Annotated in this window: 17 protein-coding genes; 5 read left to right on the plus strand and 12 right to left on the minus strand. The window is 61.4% G+C overall.

Annotation, left to right across the window (positions count from 1 at the left end):
* Positions 1-62: 62 nt before the first annotated feature.
* The gene (locus AC5RV1_RS11830; RefSeq protein WP_493994673.1) at positions 63-491 is read left to right on the plus strand and encodes a universal stress protein; all 429 of its coding nucleotides are present in this window, start codon (positions 63-65) and stop codon (positions 489-491) included.
* Between the two features lie 505 nt (positions 492-996).
* On the opposite strand, the gene AC5RV1_RS11835 is transcribed toward AC5RV1_RS11830, so the two are convergent.
* From AC5RV1_RS11835 to AC5RV1_RS11875, 9 genes are all read right to left on the minus strand, one after another.
* Positions 997-2880, minus strand: coding sequence for a glycoside hydrolase family 3 protein (locus AC5RV1_RS11835; protein WP_493994674.1), 1884 nt, complete (start codon positions 2878-2880; stop codon positions 997-999).
* 122 nt (positions 2881-3002) lie between these two features.
* The gene (locus AC5RV1_RS11840; protein WP_493994675.1) at positions 3003-4574 is read right to left on the minus strand and encodes a glycoside hydrolase family 43 protein; all 1572 of its coding nucleotides are present in this window, start codon (positions 4572-4574) and stop codon (positions 3003-3005) included.
* A gap of 119 nt (positions 4575-4693) precedes the next feature.
* Positions 4694-6967: a family 78 glycoside hydrolase catalytic domain gene (locus AC5RV1_RS11845; RefSeq protein ID WP_493994676.1), complete on the minus strand. Its 2274-nt coding sequence runs from the start codon at positions 6965-6967 to the stop codon at positions 4694-4696.
* 28 nt (positions 6968-6995) lie between these two features.
* A complete protein-coding gene (locus AC5RV1_RS11850) occupies positions 6996-8192 on the minus strand; it encodes an SGNH/GDSL hydrolase family protein (RefSeq protein WP_493994677.1) in 1197 nt (398 codons plus the stop codon).
* 5 nt (positions 8193-8197) lie between these two features.
* Positions 8198-9970, minus strand: a complete 1773-nt coding sequence (locus AC5RV1_RS11855; RefSeq protein ID WP_493994678.1) for a glycoside hydrolase family 3 protein — start codon at positions 9968-9970, stop codon at positions 8198-8200.
* Positions 9967-10869 (minus strand): ATP-binding cassette domain-containing protein, encoded by a 903-nt coding sequence (locus tag AC5RV1_RS11860; RefSeq protein ID WP_493994679.1) that lies wholly within the window; start codon positions 10867-10869, stop codon positions 9967-9969. Before AC5RV1_RS11860 ends, AC5RV1_RS11855 begins: the two co-directional genes overlap by 4 nt.
* Positions 10866-12650: an ATP-binding cassette domain-containing protein gene (locus tag AC5RV1_RS11865; RefSeq protein ID WP_493994680.1), complete on the minus strand. Its 1785-nt coding sequence runs from the start codon at positions 12648-12650 to the stop codon at positions 10866-10868. The genes AC5RV1_RS11860 and AC5RV1_RS11865 overlap by 4 nt, the downstream gene beginning before the upstream one ends.
* Entirely contained in the window at positions 12647-13588 is a 942-nt protein-coding gene (locus tag AC5RV1_RS11870; RefSeq protein ID WP_493994681.1) for an ABC transporter permease, read from the minus strand. The genes AC5RV1_RS11865 and AC5RV1_RS11870 overlap by 4 nt, the downstream gene beginning before the upstream one ends.
* A gap of 54 nt (positions 13589-13642) precedes the next feature.
* A complete protein-coding gene (locus AC5RV1_RS11875; RefSeq protein WP_493994682.1) occupies positions 13643-15172 on the minus strand; it encodes an ABC transporter substrate-binding protein in 1530 nt (509 codons plus the stop codon).
* A gap of 160 nt (positions 15173-15332) precedes the next feature.
* Between AC5RV1_RS11875 and AC5RV1_RS11880 the strand changes: the two genes are divergently transcribed.
* Entirely contained in the window at positions 15333-15935 is a 603-nt protein-coding gene (locus AC5RV1_RS11880) for a TetR/AcrR family transcriptional regulator (RefSeq protein ID WP_493994683.1), read from the plus strand.
* A 58-nt stretch (positions 15936-15993) separates the two neighbouring features.
* On the opposite strand, the gene AC5RV1_RS11885 is transcribed toward AC5RV1_RS11880, so the two are convergent.
* The 3 genes from AC5RV1_RS11885 to AC5RV1_RS11895 all read right to left on the minus strand — a co-directional run bounded on the left by AC5RV1_RS11885 (position 15994) and on the right by AC5RV1_RS11895 (position 19377).
* A complete protein-coding gene (locus AC5RV1_RS11885) occupies positions 15994-16632 on the minus strand; it encodes a TetR/AcrR family transcriptional regulator (RefSeq protein WP_493994684.1) in 639 nt (212 codons plus the stop codon).
* Positions 16633-16806: 174 nt separating this feature from the next.
* On the minus strand, positions 16807-18258 hold the full coding sequence (locus AC5RV1_RS11890; RefSeq protein ID WP_493994685.1) for an MFS transporter: 1452 nt from the start codon (positions 18256-18258) through the stop codon (positions 16807-16809).
* A gap of 162 nt (positions 18259-18420) precedes the next feature.
* Positions 18421-19377 (minus strand): LysR family transcriptional regulator, encoded by a 957-nt coding sequence (locus AC5RV1_RS11895; protein WP_493994686.1) that lies wholly within the window; start codon positions 19375-19377, stop codon positions 18421-18423.
* A gap of 131 nt (positions 19378-19508) precedes the next feature.
* Between AC5RV1_RS11895 and AC5RV1_RS11900 the strand changes: the two genes are divergently transcribed.
* The 3 genes from AC5RV1_RS11900 to AC5RV1_RS11910 are packed head-to-tail and all read left to right on the plus strand — an operon-like array spanning position 19509 to position 22518.
* Positions 19509-20528, plus strand: coding sequence for a VOC family protein (locus AC5RV1_RS11900; RefSeq protein WP_493994700.1), 1020 nt, complete (start codon positions 19509-19511; stop codon positions 20526-20528).
* Positions 20529-20533: 5 nt separating this feature from the next.
* Positions 20534-21478 (plus strand): fumarylacetoacetate hydrolase family protein, encoded by a 945-nt coding sequence (locus tag AC5RV1_RS11905; RefSeq protein ID WP_493994687.1) that lies wholly within the window; start codon positions 20534-20536, stop codon positions 21476-21478.
* Positions 21475-22518, plus strand: a complete 1044-nt coding sequence (locus AC5RV1_RS11910; protein WP_493994688.1) for a cyclase family protein — start codon at positions 21475-21477, stop codon at positions 22516-22518. The genes AC5RV1_RS11905 and AC5RV1_RS11910 overlap by 4 nt, the downstream gene beginning before the upstream one ends.
* The last annotated feature ends 35 nt before the right edge of the window (positions 22519-22553 follow it).

Genomic DNA, 22553 nt, shown 5'->3' on the forward strand with positions numbered 1-22553 from the left:
CCGAAAGCTGGAGCCTCCGTCCCAGTACTCAAACCGAACCAACTAAGAAAAGGGATGAACACATGAACGGCATCATCGTTGTAGGCGTTGACGGAAGCGCCACAGCAAGAAAGGCAGCGAAAGCCGCCTGGGACCTCGCAGCGGCTTTGGGCGCGTCGCTTCACGTAGTTTCGGCCTTCGACAGCGACCGCACCGAGGTCTTCGGCAGCGGCAGCGACCAGTGGATTGTGTCCGATGCCGATGCGGCCGAGCATGTGGCCCGCACCGTCGCAGATTCCCTCAGACGGGATATTAAGGTCACCTACTCACCGGCCCGCGGGCGCCCCGCAGACGCCCTCATCAAGGAAGCCTTGCGGATGGACGCCCGCCTCATAGTGGTGGGGAACCGGAGAATGCAGGGCATCGGTCGAGTCCTAGGCAGCGTGGCCAACAGCGTTGCCCACAACGCTCCCTGCGACGTATATATTGCCAACACCTATGATGCCGAATAGCCGATTAGAGTCGGCCAGCACATCGTCCAGGCGGTCCGCACCGAAAACTGCAGACCGGAGATCCGCTCCTAATTGCGGGTCGGCGCGCCCCTACTGCCCATAACGGGGCACAATCAGCGCCAGCGAGAATCAGTCCTCCATGGTTGCCGTTTCACTCGGAGCACGCGGTAGCGGCCTCGTTAACACCGGAACTGCGGCGTTGCTGCTGCGTCAAAGGTGCCTCACCACGTAGTAGAGAGGCTGCTGCGTATCAGCTATGTGAAAGGCAATTCGAGCTTGAGGCCCCCTGCCGATCGTTATGGAGTGAAGACTTGCCTTGTGATTCCAGCCGCCGCGATTGGGAAGACTTATAACCCGCAGTCTCCGACCACCCGCGGGTCGCTCCGCCACATGTGAACATGCTCTGGATATCGTTCAGGACCTCCATGAAGTTAGTGGCATGACCACCTAAACGTGATGGTCCCGCCTTGCGGCAGGACCATCACGTTGCCATACGGGCCAGAACTCAGCGTGCCAAGTCAGCCTTTACAACCTGCGGTTCCAGGGAAAGGCCGAAGTGGACCGGGTATATAGGGTTTCCCGTGTCGGAGGGAACGTCTTCACGCGATGCGCGTACGGCGTCCATAGACCGAGGAATTTCCACCGGGAGTTTACCCATCGGCAGGATGTCGCCGGAAAGAGCCGCGAGTACGGCACGGTCTGAGCTGCCGTAATCTACCGCGAGGGCGGTCACGAAGGGTACCAGCGGGGTGAGGATCGCCGGTCGGTCGAGGTTGACGATGACGATCAGTGGGCAGTGGTCGGCGATGCGGCGAAGCCTGTGAACCAACCCGGGCGGGAATTCCAAGGATCCCTGATGGAACCATGCTTCCAGAAACAAATCGCTTCGGGACTCAAATGGCGCGCCCAACCTGATGATGGCGAGGTCGGCGTTCTCCGGCGAATCCGCGGGTTGGCCCCAGTCCGAAATGACGTCATTTTTAATGTTTTCGGTGTAGATCGCGGAGCTCTTCAACGATGGAGCGAGAGGCAGGAGGGGTTTGCCCTGGTGTTCCTTATTCTCCAAGATCGTCAGTGATGCCGCTTGGGCATTGAAGCCGTGGGCCTGAAAATCCTTACGTCCGACAAGGGCTTCTGCAGCATCCTCGTCCACGAAAGGATTATCGAAGAGTCCTAGACGGAACTTGACGAGCAGGAGACGCCGGACGGATTTGTTGATACGGGCTTCCGTGACGCGGCCTTCGGCGAGGAGTTGGAGGAGAAGTTCAACGCATTCTTCTCCGCCAAACTGATCGGCTCCGGCGTCGAGAATCTTTTCCATGCGCTCTTTGGGCGTCAGATGCTCGACGCCCCATGCACGTGCGGGAAGGACCTGGTCTCCGACGTGGTTGTCATTGACGAGTTCCCAGTCCGTGACGACGACGCCGTCGTAGCCGAGTTCGCCTCGGAGCAGGTCGGTAATGATCTGCTTATTGAAGCCGAAGCCGACTTCCTCGATCGCTTCGCCGTTGCGTACCAGGCTCTGGGGCATGCCGTAGTACGGCATCATTCCCGCACTGCCGCATTCGATAGCTGTGATAAATGGGCGAAGGTGGTATTCGAACATCCCACCCGGGTAGACCTGTTCGCGGCCGTACGGGAAGTGCGCGTCTTCCCCGTCCTTTTGAGGACCCCCACCAGGAAAGTGCTTCGTCGTGCATGCAACACTGTCGGGCCCGAGCACGTCGCCCTGGAAACCCTGGATGTAGGCGGCGGTGAACTCTGCGACCCTGTCGGCATCATGGCCGAGGCTCTGCGCTTGGCGGCCCCACCGAGGTTCTGTCGCAAGGTCAATTTGAGGATGCAGCGCTGCGCGGATGCCTACCGCGCGGTATTCCTGGCGGGCCACCTCGGCAAAAGTGCGAATTGCGTCCACGTCATTCAGAGCGGCAAGTCCGAGCGCTTCCGGCCACTGTGAGAAAGGGCCAGCCGGGAATCCCACGCCGGCATTGTCGACGAAGGCGTGCCGCGGGTCCGTGCTGATGGTGACAGGGACACCATGTGGGGTCGTTTCGGCGAGCTTCTGCAACGCGTTGTTCCACCGGGCGGCTTCACGTGCTGTGCGGATCTGGTGCACGTTGAAATGCGTCATGTATTTGCCGGTGACGACGTCCGTTGTGGGGGATTTCGAAATAAATCCGGGCTTTTCAAGCAGGTCACCGTCGGGGCCGATTTCGATGACGGTCTGAAACATCAGCCCGACCTTCTCTTCCAGGGTGAGCCGGTTAAGGAGATCTTCGGTCCGCTCCTCGGGTGTAAGACGTGGATCCTCGTACGGTTCCATAACGCCGTTGTGGTTAAGGTCGCGGAAGCTGGTGCCGTCAGGGGCAGTGAGAGTGCGAAGGGACATTGGTTTCTTTCGAAGTAGGAATATTTGTGGTTAATCGATCCGGCAATCGCGGCAGCTTTTATCAAGCAACCAGGAGTCAGGAGAGGACTCAGGCTTCGGTGGCAATTATTGGGGTGCTCTGTTCATTCGCTGCTCGTTGTGTGGGCACGGTACTCGAACCTAGTGAGTCGCACTGCGCCGCGGTCAGCGCGGACACCGACCACGCGGCCAGTGAAACCACCGGCTACCTCCGATGACAGGTAGCGGCCATCCAACCGTGCCAGTTCGACTGGCTCTCCGTGTTCGATGTAGCCGAGCGCTACGAGGTCCGGTCCACTGGGGGCACCCGGGTGGGCGCGTTCTGCCTCGCATGTTCGAATGTAGAGCACCCCGCTGCCGGCGGCCGGTGCGGATGCTACTTCGGCGGCAAGGGGCCCGATACTCGCGGTGACCGTTACAGCTCCGTTGTCTGTCGAGACCGTGTACCGGTGCTCGTCATCGATTCCAAGAACGAGACTGGCTGCACCATTGTCGGCCAGGTCAAAGGAGGCAGTTGCTGTCCACTGCTCGTCGCGCGGACGGGCTGCGAGCATTGCGCGGGGGTCCGAGGCTGGTTCGAGAATGAGCCCCCCAGCCTTTGCACGTCGCGTGAACTCCGCGGCTGGCTCGCGTGGTGAGATCCAGCGCGGATCCAACACCTGCTGGTCAAAGGTGTCAGTAAAGGAGTGGTCCACGATAGGAACCTCGTAGTGCTCGTCCTGCACGACGGGCCAGTCATCTACCCATTCGATGCCGGCAAGGAAACTCTCCCGGCCATTGACATGAAATCCTGCCCCACCTCCACGTGGCCGCGTGCCCAAGTAAGCCATTGCCCATTGGCCGTCGGGAAGTTCGACGAAATCCGCGTGACCAGTGCTTTGCACCGGGTGATCAAGCCCGCTGTGAGTGAGGATCGGATTGTGTGGGCATCCTTCGAATGGACCCTCCACCGTGCGGGAGCGTGAAATGCTGACTGCGTGGCCGTGTTCAGTCCCTCCTTCCGCGATGACCATGTACCACCAGTCATTGCGACGGAAGATGTGAGGCGCCTCAGGACTTGCCAAACCCGTCCCGGACCACAGGTGGTTAATTGGCCCCGTGAACGTTCCGGTGTCCAGATCCACCGGCGCCTGAACGATACCGAAGCAGGACGGGTCGAACGAAGTCCAGGTGACGAAGGATCGTCCCTGATCGTCCCACACCAAGTCGGGATCGATGCCAATGGTGCCGCTGATATGGACAGGATCGGACCATGGGCCTTCGGGGGAATCGGCCGAGACGACGATGTGGCCGCGCAGCATCTCGGCTTGGTTCGTTGTGATCAGGTAAAACTTACCGTTGTGATGACGCAGCGTCGGCGCGCAAATTCCTGCCGAGGCGGGACTGGTGCGGACGTTCAGCTGGTTCTCGCGGGTGAGTGCGTTGCCGATCTGCCGCCACCTGAGCAAATCGGTGCTGTGGAAGAGCGGTACGCCCGGAAAATACTCGAACGAAGACGCCGCAAGGTAGTAGTCGGTGCCCACCCGGCACAGGGACGGGTCAGGAAAGAAGCCAGCGACGATGGGGGTGAAAGGGGATGCTGTGGAGCCCTCGACGGGTTCCGGCGGCGTCCTAACGTCACTTGAAGGCCCGGGCCTGTCCGCGGCGGGCCTGTCGATATCTGTCGTGGGTTTCATTGGTTCTCCTTGAATTCTGGTTCGTCATGACGGTGGGCTCGTGACCGCAGGACCGGCTGGCTCCAGCTATGGTGGAGGCCTTCGGTGGTGTTAGGGCGGGCAAGTTCCTGAGCCTGGCTTCATGACCGGACCGATGAGGAACGAAGCGTGTGACGTCCTGACGTTACGGACTGCCGCGGAGCGGATGGCAAATCGATATCTGCCGTCACACCTTCAGGGACGCTGACTGTGAGTTCTATTTCCCCGTCCGGGGCGAGCCGCCATTCGCTACTGATGGTTCCGTAGGTAGTTGTCAGGCTGGTCTTTGCCCAGTCAATTCCTGGTCCCGGCTTCGGGGCGAAGAGAATCCTTGCGTATCCCGGTTCCAAGGGGCGGATGCCTCCGACTACTTTGTGGAGCCAGTCTGCGACAGCACCGAGGGCGTAGTGGTTGAAGCTGGTCATCTCGCCGGGATTGATGGCGCCATCGGGCAGCATCGAGTCCCAGCGTTCCCACACCGTGGTCGCTCCCATGGTTACCGGGTACAGCCAGGACGGACATTGTTCCTCCAGGAGCAGCTTGTATGCGTCCTCGATGTGTCCGGATTCCGAAAGTGCCCATGTGATGAACGGTGTTCCTGCGAAACCGGTGGACACCTTGTAGCCGTTCTTGGCCACGAGCTCTGCCAAGCGGTCCCCTGCAAAGGCCCGTTTTTCTTCGCTGTCGAGGACCTTGAAGGCAAGGGCGAGAGCATAGACGGTGGTGCAGTCGCTGAGAATAGTTCCGTCGGCGGCGACATAGTGCTCATTGAACGCGGCTCGCGTCCGTTCGGCTAAACCGGTGAAATGCTTTGCGTCGCTGGTGCGGTCAAGGAGTGACGCGGTTTGGGCCATGATGTTGGCCGTCCTGTAGAGACAGGCTGTCGCTACAACGCCTTTGTCGGCCTTCGATATCCATGGCTGGTCGGCCGGTCCATCCGGGTCAAGCCAATCGCCGAACTGGAATCCCTGATCCCACAGATTGCTGGGGGAGAGGAGCCCTTCCACGCGGGTGATGTGCGTAGTCATTGATTCGTACTGCCGTTCCAGCACGGTTTTGTCCGCGTACGCTTCCCATAACGCCCACGGGACCCAAACCGCGGCATCTCCCCACACGGCAGCTGACTCCGGTGCCGGGAAGTACGGTGGTCGTTCTTCGTACTTCAGGACGTCCGGGACAGTGAAGGGTACGATGCCGTCCGCGGCCTTCTGTTCGGCGGCCACGTCCAGCAGCCAGTCCTGCAGGAAGTCCTTTACGTTGAAGAGGAACGCGGCCGTTGGCGCGAAGACGGAGATGTCTCCGGTCCAGCCGAGGCGTTCATTGCGTTGCGGGCAATCAGTGGGCAGGTCGAGGAAATTTCCTTTCAGTCCCCACACGACGTTCTGGTGCAGTTTGTTCACCAAGACGTTGGAGCACTCGAACCACCCTGTCCGGTCCAGTGCGGTGTGGACGACCACTGCCTCCAGCGAATCCTGCGTCAGCTCCCCGGGCCACCCGGTTACCTCGGCGTAGCGGAAGCCGTGGAACGTCTTGGTCGGTTCGAAGAAGTCGTGGCCTCCGGAGAGGGTCAACGTGTCGGTGGCAAGTGCTGACCGGAGTGGGCGTGTGCCCAACTCGCCGTGCTCCAGAACTTCCGCATGCCGCAGGGTGATGACGGAACCGGCCTCGCCCTGAACAGTGAAGCGGAGCCAGCCGACGATGTTCTGGCCAAAATCGATCAGCGTCTTGCCAGCGGGTGAGGTAAAGATGCGTTCCGGTTTCAGGACTTCGTGTCGCACCACGGGGGCACTGATCGGCTCGACCAGTCGGGAAAAGTCAAGGTCGACCACGTGCACTCCGGCCCAGGAAGATGTGTCGTGACCCGGTTCTGCCCATGCCTTATCAATGCTGCGGGCGTCGATGGCCTGACCGTTATACAGATCATTTGCTGATATGCCGGATGGTCCCGCTTTCCAGGAAGGATCGCTGTTGACCGTTTGGACGAAGCCGTCAGAGTACTCGATGTCCAGCTGGCCGAGGAAGGCCAGTTCTGAGCCGTAGAAGGCTGAGTTGCCGTTGAAGGACAGGTTGCCACGATACCACCCGTTCCCCAGGGAGACTCCCAGGACGTTGGCGGGCTGCAGCAGGTTGGTGATGTTGTAAGTGCTGTAACGCAGGCGCCACTCGTAGGAGGTCCAACCGGGGCTGAGGACGTCTTCGCCGACGGGGCGCCCGTTAATCGTGGCTTCAAAGATTCCGAATGATGTTGCCCTGAGGATCGCCCGAACAGGCGCACCATGGTCTTCGACCAGTGTGAATTCTGTGCGAAGCAGCGGTGCGCCATCGAAATCCTCATCGGGCGCGATCATCGATGCGGACCAAGTTAGTGCAGTCATGTGCTTCTTTCGATCTGGTGGAACGGTTTTATGATGCTCCGGCGCTCACGGGCGCTGGACCGGCGGATAGCGATTCTGATTGTGAACTTTGGAGCCATTCATTGGTGCGCTCGTTTACCACGAACCTTTCAGCCATGCGGAGGTAGCCGGCGGTATTTGGGTGTAGCCCGTCGGGGAGGTCGGAGGCATCGTTTGGTCCGAACAGTTCCAGGCCGTTGAGGTAGTAGAGCGCAGAATCTGTCACGGACCGGGCACCGACGATGTCGGTGAGGATTGAGCGGACGTCGGTGAGGTTCAGCGACCCGAAGTTCTGGTCGGGCATCGATGACGGAACGGTGCGAAGCTTCATTGCCTCCATATCCCAGGTGATCGGCCCCGGGTCGTGCTCCTGCATCGGGCAGGCGATGGGTGAGATGAGAAGGATCGGAACGTCGGGTTTCGATTCCCTGATGGTGTCCAGGAAGGCGTGGACGGCGGGGATGAAGGTTCGGCGCTTCATCGTGTCCCCGTTGACGATATTGATGCCAATCTTGAGGCTGATGAGGTCCGCGTCTAAGTCGCGGATGACGCGTGCGACGAAGTGGTCAAGGTGCGCACCCCCGCCGAATGCCATCGAGGTGAGATTCAGGCCTAGCTTCCGGGCTGCCACTGCTGGCCATGTTGAGAGCGGCGAATCTGCTTCCGCGCAGTGGCTGATGGAACTGCCGTAGTGCGTCCACCTAGGGATGTTGGAGGATGCCGCGGCACGAACAGGCGCGTCGGCCTGCAGATCAAGGATCTCGATTGCCGCGTTGTTCGGGAGCCAGATCTCAACATCGCGGGGAGTGCCGTTCCCTCCGATCTCGAATACCAGCGAGGCAGGCTTCCCCGCATGGTGCTGGGGGCGCCCGGAAATTTGGAGCAGATCGTAGGATCCTTCGGTTTCCCGTTGCTCGAGCGTTAGCTCGCCGCTGACGGCACCGTATGTGACCTTGACGGAGTCCGGGTCCATGCCTGGGAAGAAGCGCCGGGTCGAGAGCGCGGTCAGCGTCAGCTGCGTCGCCGCTGTCGTCAGGGCAAGTCGGACTCCAGAGGGTTGCTCAGCATTGATCCTGAGCGTTTCCTCGTCGTGGTAGGCGTCCACTGTTCGCGGAAGCCGGTGCGGAACCACACCTCTGGGGGTGTGTTCCAGGTCCAGGACTCCGCGGAGTGCGTGGACGATGAGCTCCCGGGTGGCTTTGCTCATGGTGTTCATGCCCGGACCGCGTTCAAGTCCAGGCCCCAACCGATGGGAAACAGCGGGTCCTTTGTATCAGAGGGCACATCGGGACAACTCGCGGCAACGGCGTCCATGCTGCGAGGCAGTTCGAAGGGCAGCTTGCCGTGGGGGCGGGCCCGGCCGGTGAGGACGCTGAGGACGGCATCGTCGGACGCCCCGTAGTCAGCGACGATGGCGGTGGCGACACCAGCGAGGGGTGTCAGTATTGCGGGCCTTGTCAGTGTGACAACGAAGACAAGGGGAACCTGCTGGGCAATTGCCCGCATCTCGTCGATGTAGTCCTCGGAAAAGTCGAGGGACCCCTGTTCCATCCCACTTTCGAGGAAATAGGTGTCGCGTTCCTCATAGGGAGCATGAGATCGCACGATGGCGACCGTCGCGTCTTCCAACGGTGACGGCGTCCATCCTGCCGGCAACGCCGATACTTCGATGTTGACGAGATAGGCCTTCTGCGGCTCGGCCACCGGGAGCAGCGGTCGTCCCTCTACGTCCTTGTTCGTGAGCACAGTGAGGGACGCTGCCTGCGTGGCCCTGCCCAAATCAATGTGTTCGGCGGACCCGATCTCCACGTTTCCGTCACCTGTGCCCGGCGTCATGATGCCCAGGTCACGCATCAATGCGACATTGCGGCGGACGGACTCGTCGAGACGGTCCTCGCTGAGGTCGCCGGACTCGATGAGACCGACAACCAGTTCGGTGTCGCTTTCACCGCCGAACTGGTCGACGCCGGCTTCGAGAAGCTTCTTGACACGCTGGTGGCGGTCCAGGTGCTCCACACCCCAGGCGCGGGCCGGGAACGGTTTGCCGAAAACGTTCGCGTCGGTGATCAGTCCGAAGTCGCTGAGGATGATCCCGTCGAATCCGAGTTCCTCGCGGAGCAGCGTGGTCAGGATCTGGCGGTTGAAGGCGAAGCCAACTTCCTCGACGGCTTCACCGTTTAGGGTCAGTCCTACCGGCATACCGTAGTAGGGCATGATCGCTGCCGTTCCGGCGTCGATCGCGGCCTCGAAGGGAATCAAGTGGTCGCGCAGTCGGCCTCCCGGGTAAACCTGCTCGCGCCCGTACGGGAAGTGCGGATCCTCGCCGTCGAGCTGGGGGCCGCCTCCCGGAAAGTGCTTTGTCGTCGCGGCGATGCTCGTTGGTCCCAGGGTAGGGCCCTGCAGGCCCTCGAGGTAGGCCCGGAGGAGGGTCGCGGTGAGCTGGGGGTCCGCGCCGAAGGATTGGGCCTGCCGGGCCCATCGCGGTTCCGTCGTGAGGTCCACCTGAGGGTGAAGCGCCATGCGCACACCCATGGCGAGGTAGTCCTGCCGAACGATGTCGGCGAAGGTCCGCACGGCGTCGGGGTCACGGAGGGCACCCAGTCCGATAGGTTCCGGCCATTGCGAGACGCCGCTTGCGCGGTGGCTTGCCCCTGCGTTTTGGATGAATGAGTGCCGTGGGTCGGTTGAGAAGATGATGGGGAGCCTTGACCCGGTGGACGTAGCGAGGTCCTGCAGGGTCTGGAGTACCTTGCCAGCCTTGGCCGGCTCGGGCATGCCTGCGAGGCAGAAGTAGCGGATGCCCTTGTCTACTATTTGATGCCGCAAAGAGCCGCCACCCAGTGGGGAGGGTGCGTCGAGGTCGAGATCCTCGCCGATCATCACTATGGGCTGGAAGAGCAGGCCAATCTTCTGCTCGATGGTGAGATCGCCGAGGATTTCGTCGACACTCCTGCTGTGCGCGGTTGATGTGCGAGTGGGATTCATGCGTGGGTCCGTCGTTTCTCGTCGAGGCCGGAAGTCATTGTGGCCGCCCGCGCCTGCCGGCGTTCGGCCTGGCGTTTTGGATCGGCTACAGGGGCTGCCAAAAGCAGGCGTTGGGTGTACGGGTGCTCGGGTGTGCTGGTGACTTTGGCCGCTTCACCGGTTTCGACTATTTGTCCGCCGTACATCACCGCGACCCTGTGGCTCAAGACCCTGACGACGCTGAGGTCGTGAGAGATGAACAGCAGGGCGACGTTTGTCTCTTTCTGTACGTCCAGGAGCAGTTCCATTACCTTGGCCTGGGTCGTCAGATCGAGGGCGGAAACAGGTTCGTCGCAGACGATGAGTTTTGGTGACAGCGCAAGTGCCCGCGCGATGGCAACGCGCTGTCGTTGTCCTCCACTGAACTCTCTGGGGTACCGCTGGAGTGCATCGGCGGGCAGGTGAACGACGTCGAGCAGTTCGCTGATGCGTTGTGCTGATTCTTTCCGTCCGATTCCTCGGGCCCTCAGCGGTTCCGACAGCGTGTCACCGATGGTCAGAGCGGGGCTGAGGGAGGAATACGGGTCCTGGAAGACAGCCTGCATCTCCGCTGCAAGTTCGCGACGCCGCTGTTTAGTGGCTTGGGTTATGTCCTCTTGGCGGTAGGTGATTGTCCCGCCGGTTATGGGTGCCAGGCCGAGCACGGCTCTTCCCAGTGTTGATTTACCGGACCCTGATTCGCCGACCAGGCCAACAGTTTCGCCCGGACGTATATCCAGGCTGACCCCACGAAGGACCTGGAAGCTTTTTTTGAGCAGTCCTTTGGAGCGGTATGTCACCTCCAGGTTCTTGACGTCGAGCAGGGGCTCGGCAGAGCTGGAAGCAGCGTGGTGTGCGGCTGTTGCATTAAGGGAAGTCATGCCCTCACCTCGGGGTTTGCCCAGGCGGGGCGTGCGGGTGCATCATCCAGCAGGGCGGCGAATAGTTTTTTGGTGTAGTCGTGTGCGGGGTTGCTGAACAATGCCTCGACGGGACCGGTTTCGACGATGGATCCGGAACGCATTACGGATACCCGGTCGGCGAGGTCGGCCACCACGCCGAAATTGTGGGTTACGAGGAGCATCGCCATTCCCTCTTCACGCTGCAGTGTCCGCAGGAGATCGAGGATTTCGGCTTGGACGGTGACGTCGAGGGCTGTGGTGGGTTCGTCGGCGATGATCAGCGCAGGTTTGCAGGAAATGGCGCCGGCTATGAGTACTCGCTGGGCCATTCCTCCGGAAATCTGGTGCGGGTATGCCGAGTAAACGCGTTGCGGATCGTTGATGCCGACCCGTTCAAGGAGGTGCATGACGTTGTCCCGCGCCGTTTTGCGGTCCATTTCCAGCAGGATCCGCAGTGGCTCGGAGAGCTGGTGTCCGATGGTGTAGGAAGGATCGAGATTTGAGAGGGGCTCCTGCGGCACGTATCCGATGCGGCGGCCGCGGATGGCGGCCAGTTCCTGGGGGCTGGCGGAGGTCAGCTCGGTACCATCCATCCGGATGGTGCCGGCCATGATTCTGCCACCCTCGGGCAAGAGACCGAGAATGGACCAGGCTGTCTGGGTTTTACCCGAGCCGGACTCGCCGACCAGGGCGTGGACTTCTGCCGGGGCGACCCTCAGGGATACGCCGTCCACTACTGTTTTCCAGCTGCCGTTGACCTGGTATGCAACGGAGAGGGAATCTACTTCCAGAAGCGCAGGAGCGTCGGGAATGTTGTCTTTGTGGCTGACGGGTGGGGCCGGGCGGGGGTTGGGTGGCGACCATACGAGCCTGCGGTCCTCGGACCTGTCACCTGTCATTTCGAGCTCGTCGCGCAGGGCCGTTCCCAGTAGGGTGAAGGCGATGCAAGCCAGCCCGATGGCAAGGCTGGGCCAGAGGATCAGTACGGGCCCGCGAAAGATGTTGTAGAAGCCTTCGGACAGCATGCCGCCCCATGTCGGGAGAGCTGGGTCACCGAGGCCGAGGAAGTCCAGTGCGGCCTGGATGGCTATGCCGACGCCCAGGAGGCCGGCGGTCAGGAGGATGGCGGGGGCGCGTACTGCGGTCAGGACGTGCCGTCCGATAATCCTCAGGTCGGTGAGCCCGGAAACCTTTGCGGCATCAATGTAGAGCTCCTCGCGTACACCGCGGACGGCGTTGAATACCACCCGGTAGTAAGAGGGGGCGAGGATGACACCGAAAATTCCCATGACGACCCACAGGGATGGGCCGACTACTGCTCGGACCGCCAGCAGCACCACGATGGCCGGCAGGGAAAGGATCAAACCTGACAGCCACGCCGCTACTGTATCGAACCATCCGCCTCGGTATCCGGCGATCAGACCGGCCGGAACTCCGATTACCGCGGCAACGGCGACGGCAACAGACGCGCCTGCGAGGCTGACGGACGTGGCGTGAATGAGTCGGGAGAATACATCGCGGCCGGCGCTGTCAGCACCAAGCAGGTGCTCAGGGCTCTGAGGGGCAAAGACCAGCTGCAGGGATGCTGCGTTCGGATCATGCGGTGCAATGAAGGGCCCAACCAGGGCCACCAGTGCCATTACAGCTATGTAGGCCGTGGCAGTGATTCCCAGGGGGTTGCGGAGCAGCCGGCCAAAGAGGTGCTGTCTGCCTGCCGCTGGGGGTACAGCGTCGGCGAGGGTTTGGATTTGCTGGGTCATGACTGCCGCATTTTCGGGTTGAGCCATCCCTGAAGCAGGTCGATGGCAAGGTTTACGAGGAAGACGACGATGGCTGTGATGATGACGAGTCCCATCACGATGGGTATATCCCCCTGGGCGGTCGCGGTGATGGCGGTTTGGCCAAGCCCTGGAAGGGAGAACACTTGTTCCACAACGACAGCTCCTCCGAAGAGGACGATGAACTGCAGTCCCAGGACGCTCAGGGCGGGTGCGGCTGCGTTCCTCAGGACGTGGGCGAACATCACCCGGCGTTCGGGTAAGCCGCGGGCGCGCAACGTGCGGACATAGTCGAGGCGGCTGGCATCGATCATTGAACCGCGGATTTGCTGTGCGACGCCGGCGGTGGCAGCAATGGAAAGTGCGATGACAGGCAGTGTGATCGTCGAAAGCCAGCCGATGATTGAGGCATCCGGCCGGGTATAGCCCGTGGCAGGGAACCAGCGCAGGGTTAGCGCGAAGACAAAGACCAAGACCAGTGCTACCAGGAAGCCAGGAACGGCGGCCAGGGTAACGGATCCGATCTGGATGAAGCGGTCCAGGGGTCCCCGTTTTCGGGCTGAAGCGACACCGAGACAAACAGCAACTACAGCGGAAAGCAGAACCGCTCCGATGGTGAGCGTGAGAGTAACGGGCAACCGGGTGGAGAGCGCCTCGGTTACGGACTGTCCAGTGAACCAGGACCGTCCGAGATCGCCTTGAACGGCCCCGCCGGCCCACTCCAGGAACTGCGCCGTCAGGGGGCGTTCAAGACCAAGCTGCTGCGTCTTGCGGTCCACGAGCTCCTGCGGGGCGTTCTGTCCGACGATGTTTCGTGCTGCATCACCGGCGCTGAGGTTGAGAAGGAAGAACGTGACGATGCACAGCGAAGCGATGGTCAGGATTCCGGCCAAGAGCCGCTGAAGGATGAATTTAGTCATGAGAATGGTTTTCGAGTGCCGGGGGCAGGGCTATCCCTGCCCCCGGCAACACGATCAGCTTTCGGGTTTGATGTTCCAGAGGTAAGGCATGCCGTTGTCGGACTGAATTTCGACCGAGATGCCGGGCTTGCTGAAGAAAGCGCTTTGGGCACGGTAGGACGGTGCGAACCACGCCTGTTCCACGACGTACCTGTTCAGGTCCTGGCTGGTCTTCTTTGCTTCCTCGCCCTCTGCAGTGCCGAGTTTCATCATGAATTCCATGATCTTGGGATCTTCAAACTTGAAGGCGTTGAACGGAGCCCATGGCGCCAGAGCAAACTGAATTCCAGCCCAGCCAGACTTGGGCGTCTCCAGAATCATCGGGAAAGCTGCCCAGGTTCCGCCGAGCATTTTGCCGAAGAGGTCATCGCCGGTGGTCTCCCACGTAACGTTGATGCCGGCCTTGCCGAGCTGCTCCTTGTAAACCGCGAACTCTGACTCGGGGACGAAGTTGTTGCTGGGCATGACCAGGTCAAGTCCGTTGGCGTAGCCTGCGTCAGACAGAAGCTTTTTGGCCTTTTCCACGTCATAGGGGTAGGCGTTATCCAGTTCGGGCAGGTACGCGTTAGAAGACTTGTCGAACGTTTGCGCCGTCGGTGATCCGTATCCTGAGGCCAGTCCCTTGACGAGTCCTTCGCGGTCCAGGGCGTGATTGATGGCCTGCCGAACGCGCACGTCCTTCAGCGCAGGGTTGAGCTTGCCGGCCCGGTCCGCGAGAACGAAACCGGCCCAGGTGCCTTCGGCTATCCGGGTCTCGTACCCTGCTGCCTCGGCCTCTGGAATCTGAGTCGGAGTCTGCGATGCCGTAGCGTCGACCTGCCCGCCCTTAACGGCGTTCATCAGCGCGGTCGCGTCGCTATAAAGCGTCATGGTGATGGTCTTGTAGTGTACGGATTCAGCGTCCCAGTAGTTCTCTTTGGCGTCGAACACGTAGCTGGACCCCACAACTGTTTCGTCCTTGTCCAGAACGTAAGGGCCGCTGCCGACGGGGTTGTTGGATGCGTCCGGGTCATTCCACATCGCCGGGCTTCCCACGAGCCCTGCAGCCTGGGACAGCGTAGTCAACAGTGAAGGGTCAGGGTTCTTCATTGTCACCAGGATGGTTTTTTCATCCGCAGCCTCTGCGTTGGCCATGTTGGACAGGTAAGTGGCGTTGGCCGCCGTGCCGTCACGGAACCGCTTCAGGCTTTCGGCTGCAACTTCAGCCGTGACTGGCGTTCCGTCACTGAACGTGACCCCATCGCGCAGCGTCAGGGTGAGTTTCGTCTTGGAGTCGTCCCATTCCCATTTATCAGCGAGTCCGGCGACGATTGTTCCGTCAGGCTTTGCCCGGAGGAGGGTATCGTACACGGCCTGGAGATATGGGGATTCCATTGCCCATGCCGCCTCCCAAGGAGCGAAGGAGGTATTGGGGGCGAGCACACCGAGCCGGAGTTCTTCGGACTGCGCCGCATCACCCCCGCTTGGTTGCCCGCCTACGCAGGCGGTTAGAGCAACGAGTGTGGCAACGCCGGCCGTCGCAAGCCTCAGGATGCGCTGGTGCATCTTTGCACGGTCCTTTCAAAAAACGGGAGTCTCTAGGTCCCGCTACAGCAGGACAATGTGAACCTATCATCAAAACCTTAGGTGTCAAAGGTTTTTGGGAAAGAAATTCTTAGGCCTCAAAGGTTTTCATCGTGACCCCTCCGCTGATACGGTCACTTGAGTGAGTACGACAACAACCAAACCCCGCGGGGAATACGCCAAGTCAGCCCGTCGACGGGATGAGATAGTAACGGCGGCCCTTACCGTTTTTTCATCTTCAGGGTTCCTCAACGCTTCAATGAGTGAGATTGCCAAGCGGGCCGGACTCACATTGCCTGGATTGCGGCACCATTTCGGGTCCAAGTTCGACCTGCTGCAGGAAGTGATGTTCCGACGCGATCTGGACGCGAATAAACACCTGGAAGGCCGGACGGGGATCGATTTGCTCAGGGGTCTCGTCGAAATCGCCGACCGGGATCAGGATGATGCCTCGCTGACACAAATGTTTGCCATGCTGGCCGCTGAAGCGACGGACCCGGAACACCCTGCCAATGCGTACTTCGGCAGCCGTTACGACATGATTGTCGACACCGTGCAGCGGGCTTTTCGGGAGGCCGCCGCGGAGGGCGCCTTGCGGCCAGGCCTGGATCCGGGCGGGCTGGCCAGAACCTACATTGCCCTATCTGACGGCCTGCAGTTGCAAGCCTTGTATCGGCCGCAGGCCTTCTCGCAGGCACAACTGACCCGCAACTTCCTTAACGAGTACCTGACGGTTTCACTCTGAACGCTGCCGGGGCAGCCACCCGGTGCGCACACTGGTCCCCAAGGGTACCCTTCCTTTGTTAGAGGTCCAGGTCAACGTGCAGCTTCAGGTTGTTTCGAATGGCCGCAACAAGGTCCATTGACTCCGGCTCCAAGAGCCACTGCACTTGAAGGCCATCACTGCCCGCTGCGATCAGTTCAGCCGTTTCTTCCGGGGACAAGCCCGTCTGCTTGAGCAGCCCCTTGCTATTAAGGTCCCTCAACGCCGCGGTCAGCGTCCTGCGGACAAGCCTGTAACGCCGCTGAAAGTAGTGATGGGCCGGGTGGTCGGGCGAAGTGGCCTCCGCCGCCAGCGTCGCGAAAAGCTGCACAAGCTGCGGCTGAGAGGCATTGTGCCGGGCAGACGTTATAAGGCTGCGCATCCACTCCTCACCGTCTGGGGCTGCAATGTTCAGGTGCAGGCGTCCAATGACTTCAAAATCCCTTCGGTCCAGCACCCCCTTTAGCAACGAGGCCTTCTCGGGGAAGTGACGAAGGAGGCCGGTCTGTGTGAGGCCGGCGGCGGCCGCTACTTCCCGCAGGGACGTAGCATGGTAGCCCTTCTCACCGAATAGCTGCACCGCTTTGTCGAGGATCTGTTGGCGTCCACTTTCAGAGGGGACAGCCCTCTCGCCCCTACTTGGTGTTCGACTGAGGGGCGGGTTTTGAACAATCGCCATATCATCCCTTCATATAAGCTTTCCGGCCCCCGGTGCTGATGCCGGCCGGCTTATCGTCGCAGGCTTTCTCGTGACCTCAGCATGCAGCAAGGTCTGCCTGGCTACCATCTGGTGGTTTCATCCTCCAGATAATCCTCGGCTTAGCGTCCCGGACACTGCCTCACCCAGTTCATCTCAGGGGAGATGGACGGGATGCGCGGGTGCGTCCTGTCCCTCCGCGGAATCGTGGTGTTGCTGCGGAACAGCAACCTTGATCATGAACGCGGCAATGATCACGGAGGCAAACAGCAGGCCTGTGGTCGCTAGAAACACCGCCCTATGCCCGGCTACTACTGCCTCCACGGTAACGATCTCGGCGGGCCCTACGGCATACAGGTACACGAGCGTGATTAGAGAAAGGCCGAGCGAGCCACCTATCTGACCGGAGGCACTGGACGCTGCAGCAGCCGCTCCAGAGTCCTCAACGGCCACGTTTTGGAGTGCAAGGTTTTGGACCGGGACAACCGAGAACGCGAATCCCATACCAAACAGGATCATCCCCGGAAGGATTTCCACCCAGTAGGAACCTCCGGCAGTCAGCTGGCTGAGCCAGAGCATACCCAAAATGCTGATCAGTGGGCCGATGACCAACTGCCGGCGGGGCCCGAACCTGGTCATCATGCGGATGGCGAACGGTACGCTGGCCATCAGTGAGGCCGTGATGGGGATTGTTGCAACCCCCGCCTGCAAGGGCTCCATCTGAAGAACTGTTTGCAGGTGAAACGTCAGATACAGCATCGCTCCGACCATGACGGCGCCCATTAATGCCTGCAGGAGGAATGCCGCCGCCCTGGTCCGGTCGCGAAGCACATACAGGGGGAGCAGGGGCGAGGACGCGCGCTGTTCCACCTTGACGAACAGCACCAGCAAGACGATTCCGAGGGCAATCGGAGCAAGGGCCTGAAACCCCACAGGGGACTCCTCAATGCGGGTGAGACCGTAGACCAGGAAACCAAACCCACTGGAAACTGTTAATGCTCCGATTAGATCGTGCCGACCGGCGCCGGCCGACTTGCTCTCTGCCAGCACCCACACTCCCATGATCAGTCCCAGCAGGACGATGGGAACGTTGATCAACAGGCACCAACGCCAGTTGGCAAATTCCGTGAGTACGCCGCCCAGAAGCAGACCCAAAACGGAGCCCACTCCCGAAAGGCTGCCAAACACGGCGAAAGCACTGTTCCGCTCCCTGCCGGCAGGGAAGGTGACGGTGAGGATTGCCAGCGCCGCCGGGGCCAGCAATGAGGCTGCAAGTCCTTGGCCTCCGCGGGCCAGAAAGAGGTTGAGGCCGTTTGGGGCAAGCCCACCCCATACCGATGCTGCCCCGAACATGGCCAGCCCGAGGAGAAATGTTCGCTTGTGCCCCCAGCCGTCAGCGATGCGGCCCCCCAGCAGGAGGAAGGCGCCAAAAGCAAGAACGTACGCTGTGATAACCCAGTGACGGTCTGAGTCCGCAAGAGATAGCTCTGCCTGGGCCCGCAGCAGGGCAACATTAACGATTGTTCCGTCCAGCACGACCACAAGCTGGGTTAACGCGACCGTACCAAGGATGAGCCAGCGGCGGGCCGGAAGTGCGAAAGTAAACAAAAGCGGGGTCCTTTCGAAGATGCTGAAAGGTCCTTGGGTTTCCAGCCCGGATCATGCGCTCGATGAAGGAGCAGCACAACCACGCCGACAGAGGTGCCGGCTAAGACGAATGCCCACGAAGCATAGGTCGAAAGAAGTTGCGCAGGCAAGTCCGATGAATCGCTAGTTCAACTTCACGGGCGGAACACTAACCTCCACAGAGTGCGCAGACAGCGGAAAAAGCCCCGGCAATTTAGCCCCCGCTCTCTGCAGGACTGAACGTAGCCACGCCGTGGATGCTTCGTTCGTCCGGGAGGGATGCCAAAACATGGCCTCAACCAAGTACGCCGGCCGGTCGAACAGCACTATCCGCAGGTCTGCACCCCGACAGGCGCGGACGGCCAGCATACGCGGTACCACTGCAACAAGATCTGTACCCTCTACCAGCGAAGGCAGCGGCAGGAATCCGGTCACCATTGCAGCTACTTGCCGCTCAATGCCACGGCTGTTGAATAGCTTGTCTGCCGGGGTGAGAATTCCTTCACCAAAATGGGCAACGGCGTGCGGCGCGTCCGCCAGGTCGCGAAGAATCAACTTCGGCCGTTGCAGGAGGGGATTATCTTTATCCGCCAGTACCACAAAGTCGTCCCTGAAGAGCTGCTTCGATTCTCCCGCCATGCTGTAACCCGTCGGTCCCACAAGCACATCCGTCTTGGTGTAGTCCGTGATGTCCCGGCGCAGCCCGGATGTGGGAATGAGGTCTACTGATGCATACGGCGCCTCGTCTCGGAGAATCCTCCGCAACGGCCCGACCAGAAGGGATGCTGCGTAATCGGAAGCAGCGATGACAAAGGAGCGTTCGCTGGTTGACGGTTCGAATGCCGACTCTGACCGGGCAGCTCTCTCCACATGAATCATTGCCTCATGCACTAACGGCATCAACGAGTTCCCGAAGGCGCTGAGTTCGTAACTCCTTCCAGTTCGAACCAGAAGCTCATCATTGAAGTGGCGCCGAAGCTTCGCCAGCGTAGCGCTCATTGCGGGCTGGCTCGTCCCGAGCCTTTCCGCAGCCTTGGAAACATTCCGGAGCTCAAGCAGAGCCTGGAGTTGGGGGAGCAGGTTGAGGTCCAGCTTTTTCATCAGCACACCGTATCAACTATTCGTGTTTCTTATACATGAGATAAGAAAACGACTCTTCATCGAATGAATTGGATTCGAGATAGTTGAGCAGCGAACCATCACCCGCAGAAACAAAGCAGAAGGACTTCAACGTGGAAACTCCGCTCTCCCATCTTGCCCACCTCGAGATCACCACCCCGGACGTCGAAGCCTCGGCACGGTTCTACGAGGAAAAGTTCGGCATGCGCATCATCGACCGCGTGGACGGCAACGTCTATCTGCGCTGCTGGGGCGACTACTACCGCTATAGCCTGGTCATCACCGAAGGACCGGAAGCGTCCCTGGGCCGGATGGCCTGGCGCACCAACTCCCAGGCAGCCCTTGAGGCAGCAGCCCAGCGCATCGAGGCGACCGGATTCCAGGGCACCTGGACCCCTGGTGGCCACGGCTTCGGCAAGGCCTACGAATTCACCGGCCCCTACGGCCACCCCATGCGCCTCTTCTATGAGGTGGAAAAGTTCGTTGCCGAACCCGGCTTCGAGTCCACCTACCCGGACCGGCCGGAGCGGCGCAGCAGCCACGCCGCAGCACCGCGTTTCCTGGACCACGTCACCGTCGCGGCTTCCGATGTCCGCGGCTTCGCCAAGTGGTACAACGAAGCTCTCGGTTTCCGCGTCATGGCCTTTGTGGACCTGGATGAAGCGCCCATCACGGTCTTCTCCGTGCTGACCACCAATGAAAAGTCCCATGACCTGGGCGTTGTCCTGGACACCTCCAGCCGGGCAGGCCGAGTCAACCACATCGCCTTCTGGGTGGACGCCACCGAGGACCTGCTTCGCACCGCGGACGTGCTGATGGAAAACGGCACCCCAATGGAATACGGCCCCTCCATCCACGGCGTGGGCGAACAGAACTTCCTCTACTTCCGTGACCCGTCAGGCCTGCGCGTGGAGCTCAACTCTGGCGGCTACCGCAACTACGTCCCGGACTGGGACGCCAACACCTGGAAGCCCTCACTCGGGTCCAACAACTTCTACAAGAACGGCGCCATGCCGCACTCCATGACCGAATCCTTCCCGCCGGCCGAAGGCTTCACCGCCACTGAAGAAGGCGCCTCCCCGGAAATGAAGGAAGCCCTCCTCAACCCATACGCGAAGCAGGGACGGGGCTAGAAGATATGCCTGAAGCTACCTATGCCCTCATCCGGTTCCAGGAAGCCGGTGACAGCAAGGCCCGCGCGGGCCTGCTCGCCGGCAACCGGGTCCTGCCGCTGGACGGGGACATCAACTCCCTCATCGAGCACTGGGACACCACCGAAGCCCAGCTGGACGCCCTCGCCGCCTCCGCAGGGGAAGACGCCGGCCTGGCACTGGCCGACGTCGAGGTCCTCGCCCCGGTGGAGCCGGCCCAGGTCCTGCAGACCGGCGCGAACTACCGCAAGCACGTCATCGACCTCGCCGCAGCCCACCGCGAACCGAGCGAAGACGAAGAGGAAGTGCGCGCCAAGACGGCCGCCATGATGGACAAGCGGGCAGGCCAGGGCACACCGTACTTCTTCATCGGCCTCCCGACGGCGATCGCCTCCGCCACGGACGACCTCACCCTTCCCTCCTACTCCAAGTCCCACGACTGGGAGCTGGAACTGGCAGCAGTCATCGGCAGGACCGCGTTCCGGGTCACCCCCGAAGAAGCCCTGGATTACGTCTTCGGTTACACCATGGTCAACGACATCACCACCCGTGAATACGTCTTCCGCAAGGACATGCCGGCCATCGGCTCGGACTGGTACCGCGCCAAGAACGCCCCCGGATTCCTGCCCACCGGCCCGCTGCTGGTACCGACGAAGTTCTTCGGCGACCCGCAGGACGTCCAGGTGACCCTGAAGCTCAACGGCAAGGCCATGCAGGACGAATCCACCTCCGACATGATCTTCGGGGTGGCCAAGCTCGTCAGCGAAGCCTCCCAGATCATGCCGCTGCGCCCGGGTGACCTGGTGCTCACCGGCAGCCCGGCAGGCAACGGCCAGCACTGGGGACGCCTGCTCCAGGACGGCGACGTCATGGAAGGCACCATCACGGGCCTTGGCACCCAGCTCATCCACTGCAAGGACGAGATCCAGTGACTACGCAGGACACCGCTCCGGCGGGCGCCGCCGGCACCGGGGAATCAACCGATTCTCCGGTGATCCGGCGTGACGACCCCCTCGGCAGCATCCGCGCCATGGCAGCAGCGCACAACAACTGGGGCCGCTGGGGCCAGGACGACGTCCTGGGCACCCTGAACTTCATCGACGCCGCCAAGCGGATCGAAGCCGCCGCCCTGGTACAGACGGGTGAGGCGTTCTCGCTATCCCAGCCGTTCGACACCAACGGCCCCCAGAAGGGGTGGCGCCGGCGCACCAACCCCGTCCACACCATGACGGACACCGGTGTGGACGCCGAACGCGGCAACCAGGGCTTCCCGCACGGTTTCGGCGGCGCGGATGACGTCATCGCCATGCCGCTGCAGTGCTCCACGCAGTGGGACGGCCTCGGCCACATCTTCGACCAGGGCAAGGCCTGGAACGGCCGCGCCGCGGGCGACGTGGTCACCTCCGAAGGTGACCTGGTGACCGGCATCGAGACCGCAGCGGCCAAGATCGTCACCCGTGGCGTCCTGCTGGACGTCGGCCGCGCGCTCGGCCCCGAGCTGGGAAGGACCGACGGTGAACTGCCGGACGGCTTCGCGATCACCCCCGAGCATCTGAAGCGGACCATCCAGCTGCAGGGCCCCAGTTCCAAGGTGGGCCGAGGCGACATCGTGGTGATCCGCACCGGGCAGCACACCCGCGTCCGCCGCGACGGCTGGGGCGACTACGCCGGCGGCTCAGCCCCCGGCCTGTCCTTCAGCACCGCGCCCTGGCTGCACCACACCGAAATTGCCGGGATCGCCACCGATACCTGGGGCTTCGAGGTCCGTCCCAACGAGTTCGACGCCGCCTTCCAGCCGCTCCACCAGATCGCGATCCCCAACCTCGGACTGTTTTTGGGGGAGATGTGGGACCCGGACGGCTTGGCGGAAGCGTGTGCAGCTGACGGCAAGTACGACTTCCTGCTCACCGCGGCGCCGCTTCCCATCACCGGTGCCGTCGGGTCGCCCGTGAACCCAATAGCCGTCCGATAACGGGCAACGTCCCGATATAGCTAGCAGCAACACAA

The sequence above is a fragment of the Arthrobacter sp. Hb9-2 genome, assembly GCF_059091165.1.

What these genes read in the sequence shown, in the direction of transcription:
- AC5RV1_RS11830 (WP_493994673.1), top strand. Translation starts at nt 63, where the DNA reads ATGAACGGCATCATCGTTGTAGGCGTTGACGGAAGCGCCACAGCAAGA.
- AC5RV1_RS11850 (WP_493994677.1), bottom strand. Translation starts at nt 8,192, where the DNA reads ATGAGCAAAGCCACCCGGGAGCTCATCGTCCACGCACTCCGCGGAGTC.
- AC5RV1_RS11860 (WP_493994679.1), bottom strand. Translation starts at nt 10,869, where the DNA reads ATGACTTCCCTTAATGCAACAGCCGCACACCACGCTGCTTCCAGCTCT.
- AC5RV1_RS11875 (WP_493994682.1), bottom strand. Translation starts at nt 15,172, where the DNA reads ATGCACCAGCGCATCCTGAGGCTTGCGACGGCCGGCGTTGCCACACTC.
- AC5RV1_RS11845 (WP_493994676.1), bottom strand. Translation starts at nt 6,967, where the DNA reads ATGACTGCACTAACTTGGTCCGCATCGATGATCGCGCCCGATGAGGAT.
- AC5RV1_RS11835 (WP_493994674.1), bottom strand. Translation starts at nt 2,880, where the DNA reads ATGTCCCTTCGCACTCTCACTGCCCCTGACGGCACCAGCTTCCGCGAC.
- AC5RV1_RS11840 (WP_493994675.1), bottom strand. Translation starts at nt 4,574, where the DNA reads ATGAAACCCACGACAGATATCGACAGGCCCGCCGCGGACAGGCCCGGG.
- AC5RV1_RS11885 (WP_493994684.1), bottom strand. Translation starts at nt 16,632, where the DNA reads ATGGCGATTGTTCAAAACCCGCCCCTCAGTCGAACACCAAGTAGGGGC.
- AC5RV1_RS11870 (WP_493994681.1), bottom strand. Translation starts at nt 13,588, where the DNA reads ATGACTAAATTCATCCTTCAGCGGCTCTTGGCCGGAATCCTGACCATC.
- AC5RV1_RS11895 (WP_493994686.1), bottom strand. Translation starts at nt 19,377, where the DNA reads ATGAAAAAGCTGGACCTCAACCTGCTCCCCCAACTCCAGGCTCTGCTT.
- AC5RV1_RS11855 (WP_493994678.1), bottom strand. Translation starts at nt 9,970, where the DNA reads ATGAATCCCACTCGCACATCAACCGCGCACAGCAGGAGTGTCGACGAA.
- AC5RV1_RS11865 (WP_493994680.1), bottom strand. Translation starts at nt 12,650, where the DNA reads ATGACCCAGCAAATCCAAACCCTCGCCGACGCTGTACCCCCAGCGGCA.
- AC5RV1_RS11905 (WP_493994687.1), top strand. Translation starts at nt 20,534, where the DNA reads ATGCCTGAAGCTACCTATGCCCTCATCCGGTTCCAGGAAGCCGGTGAC.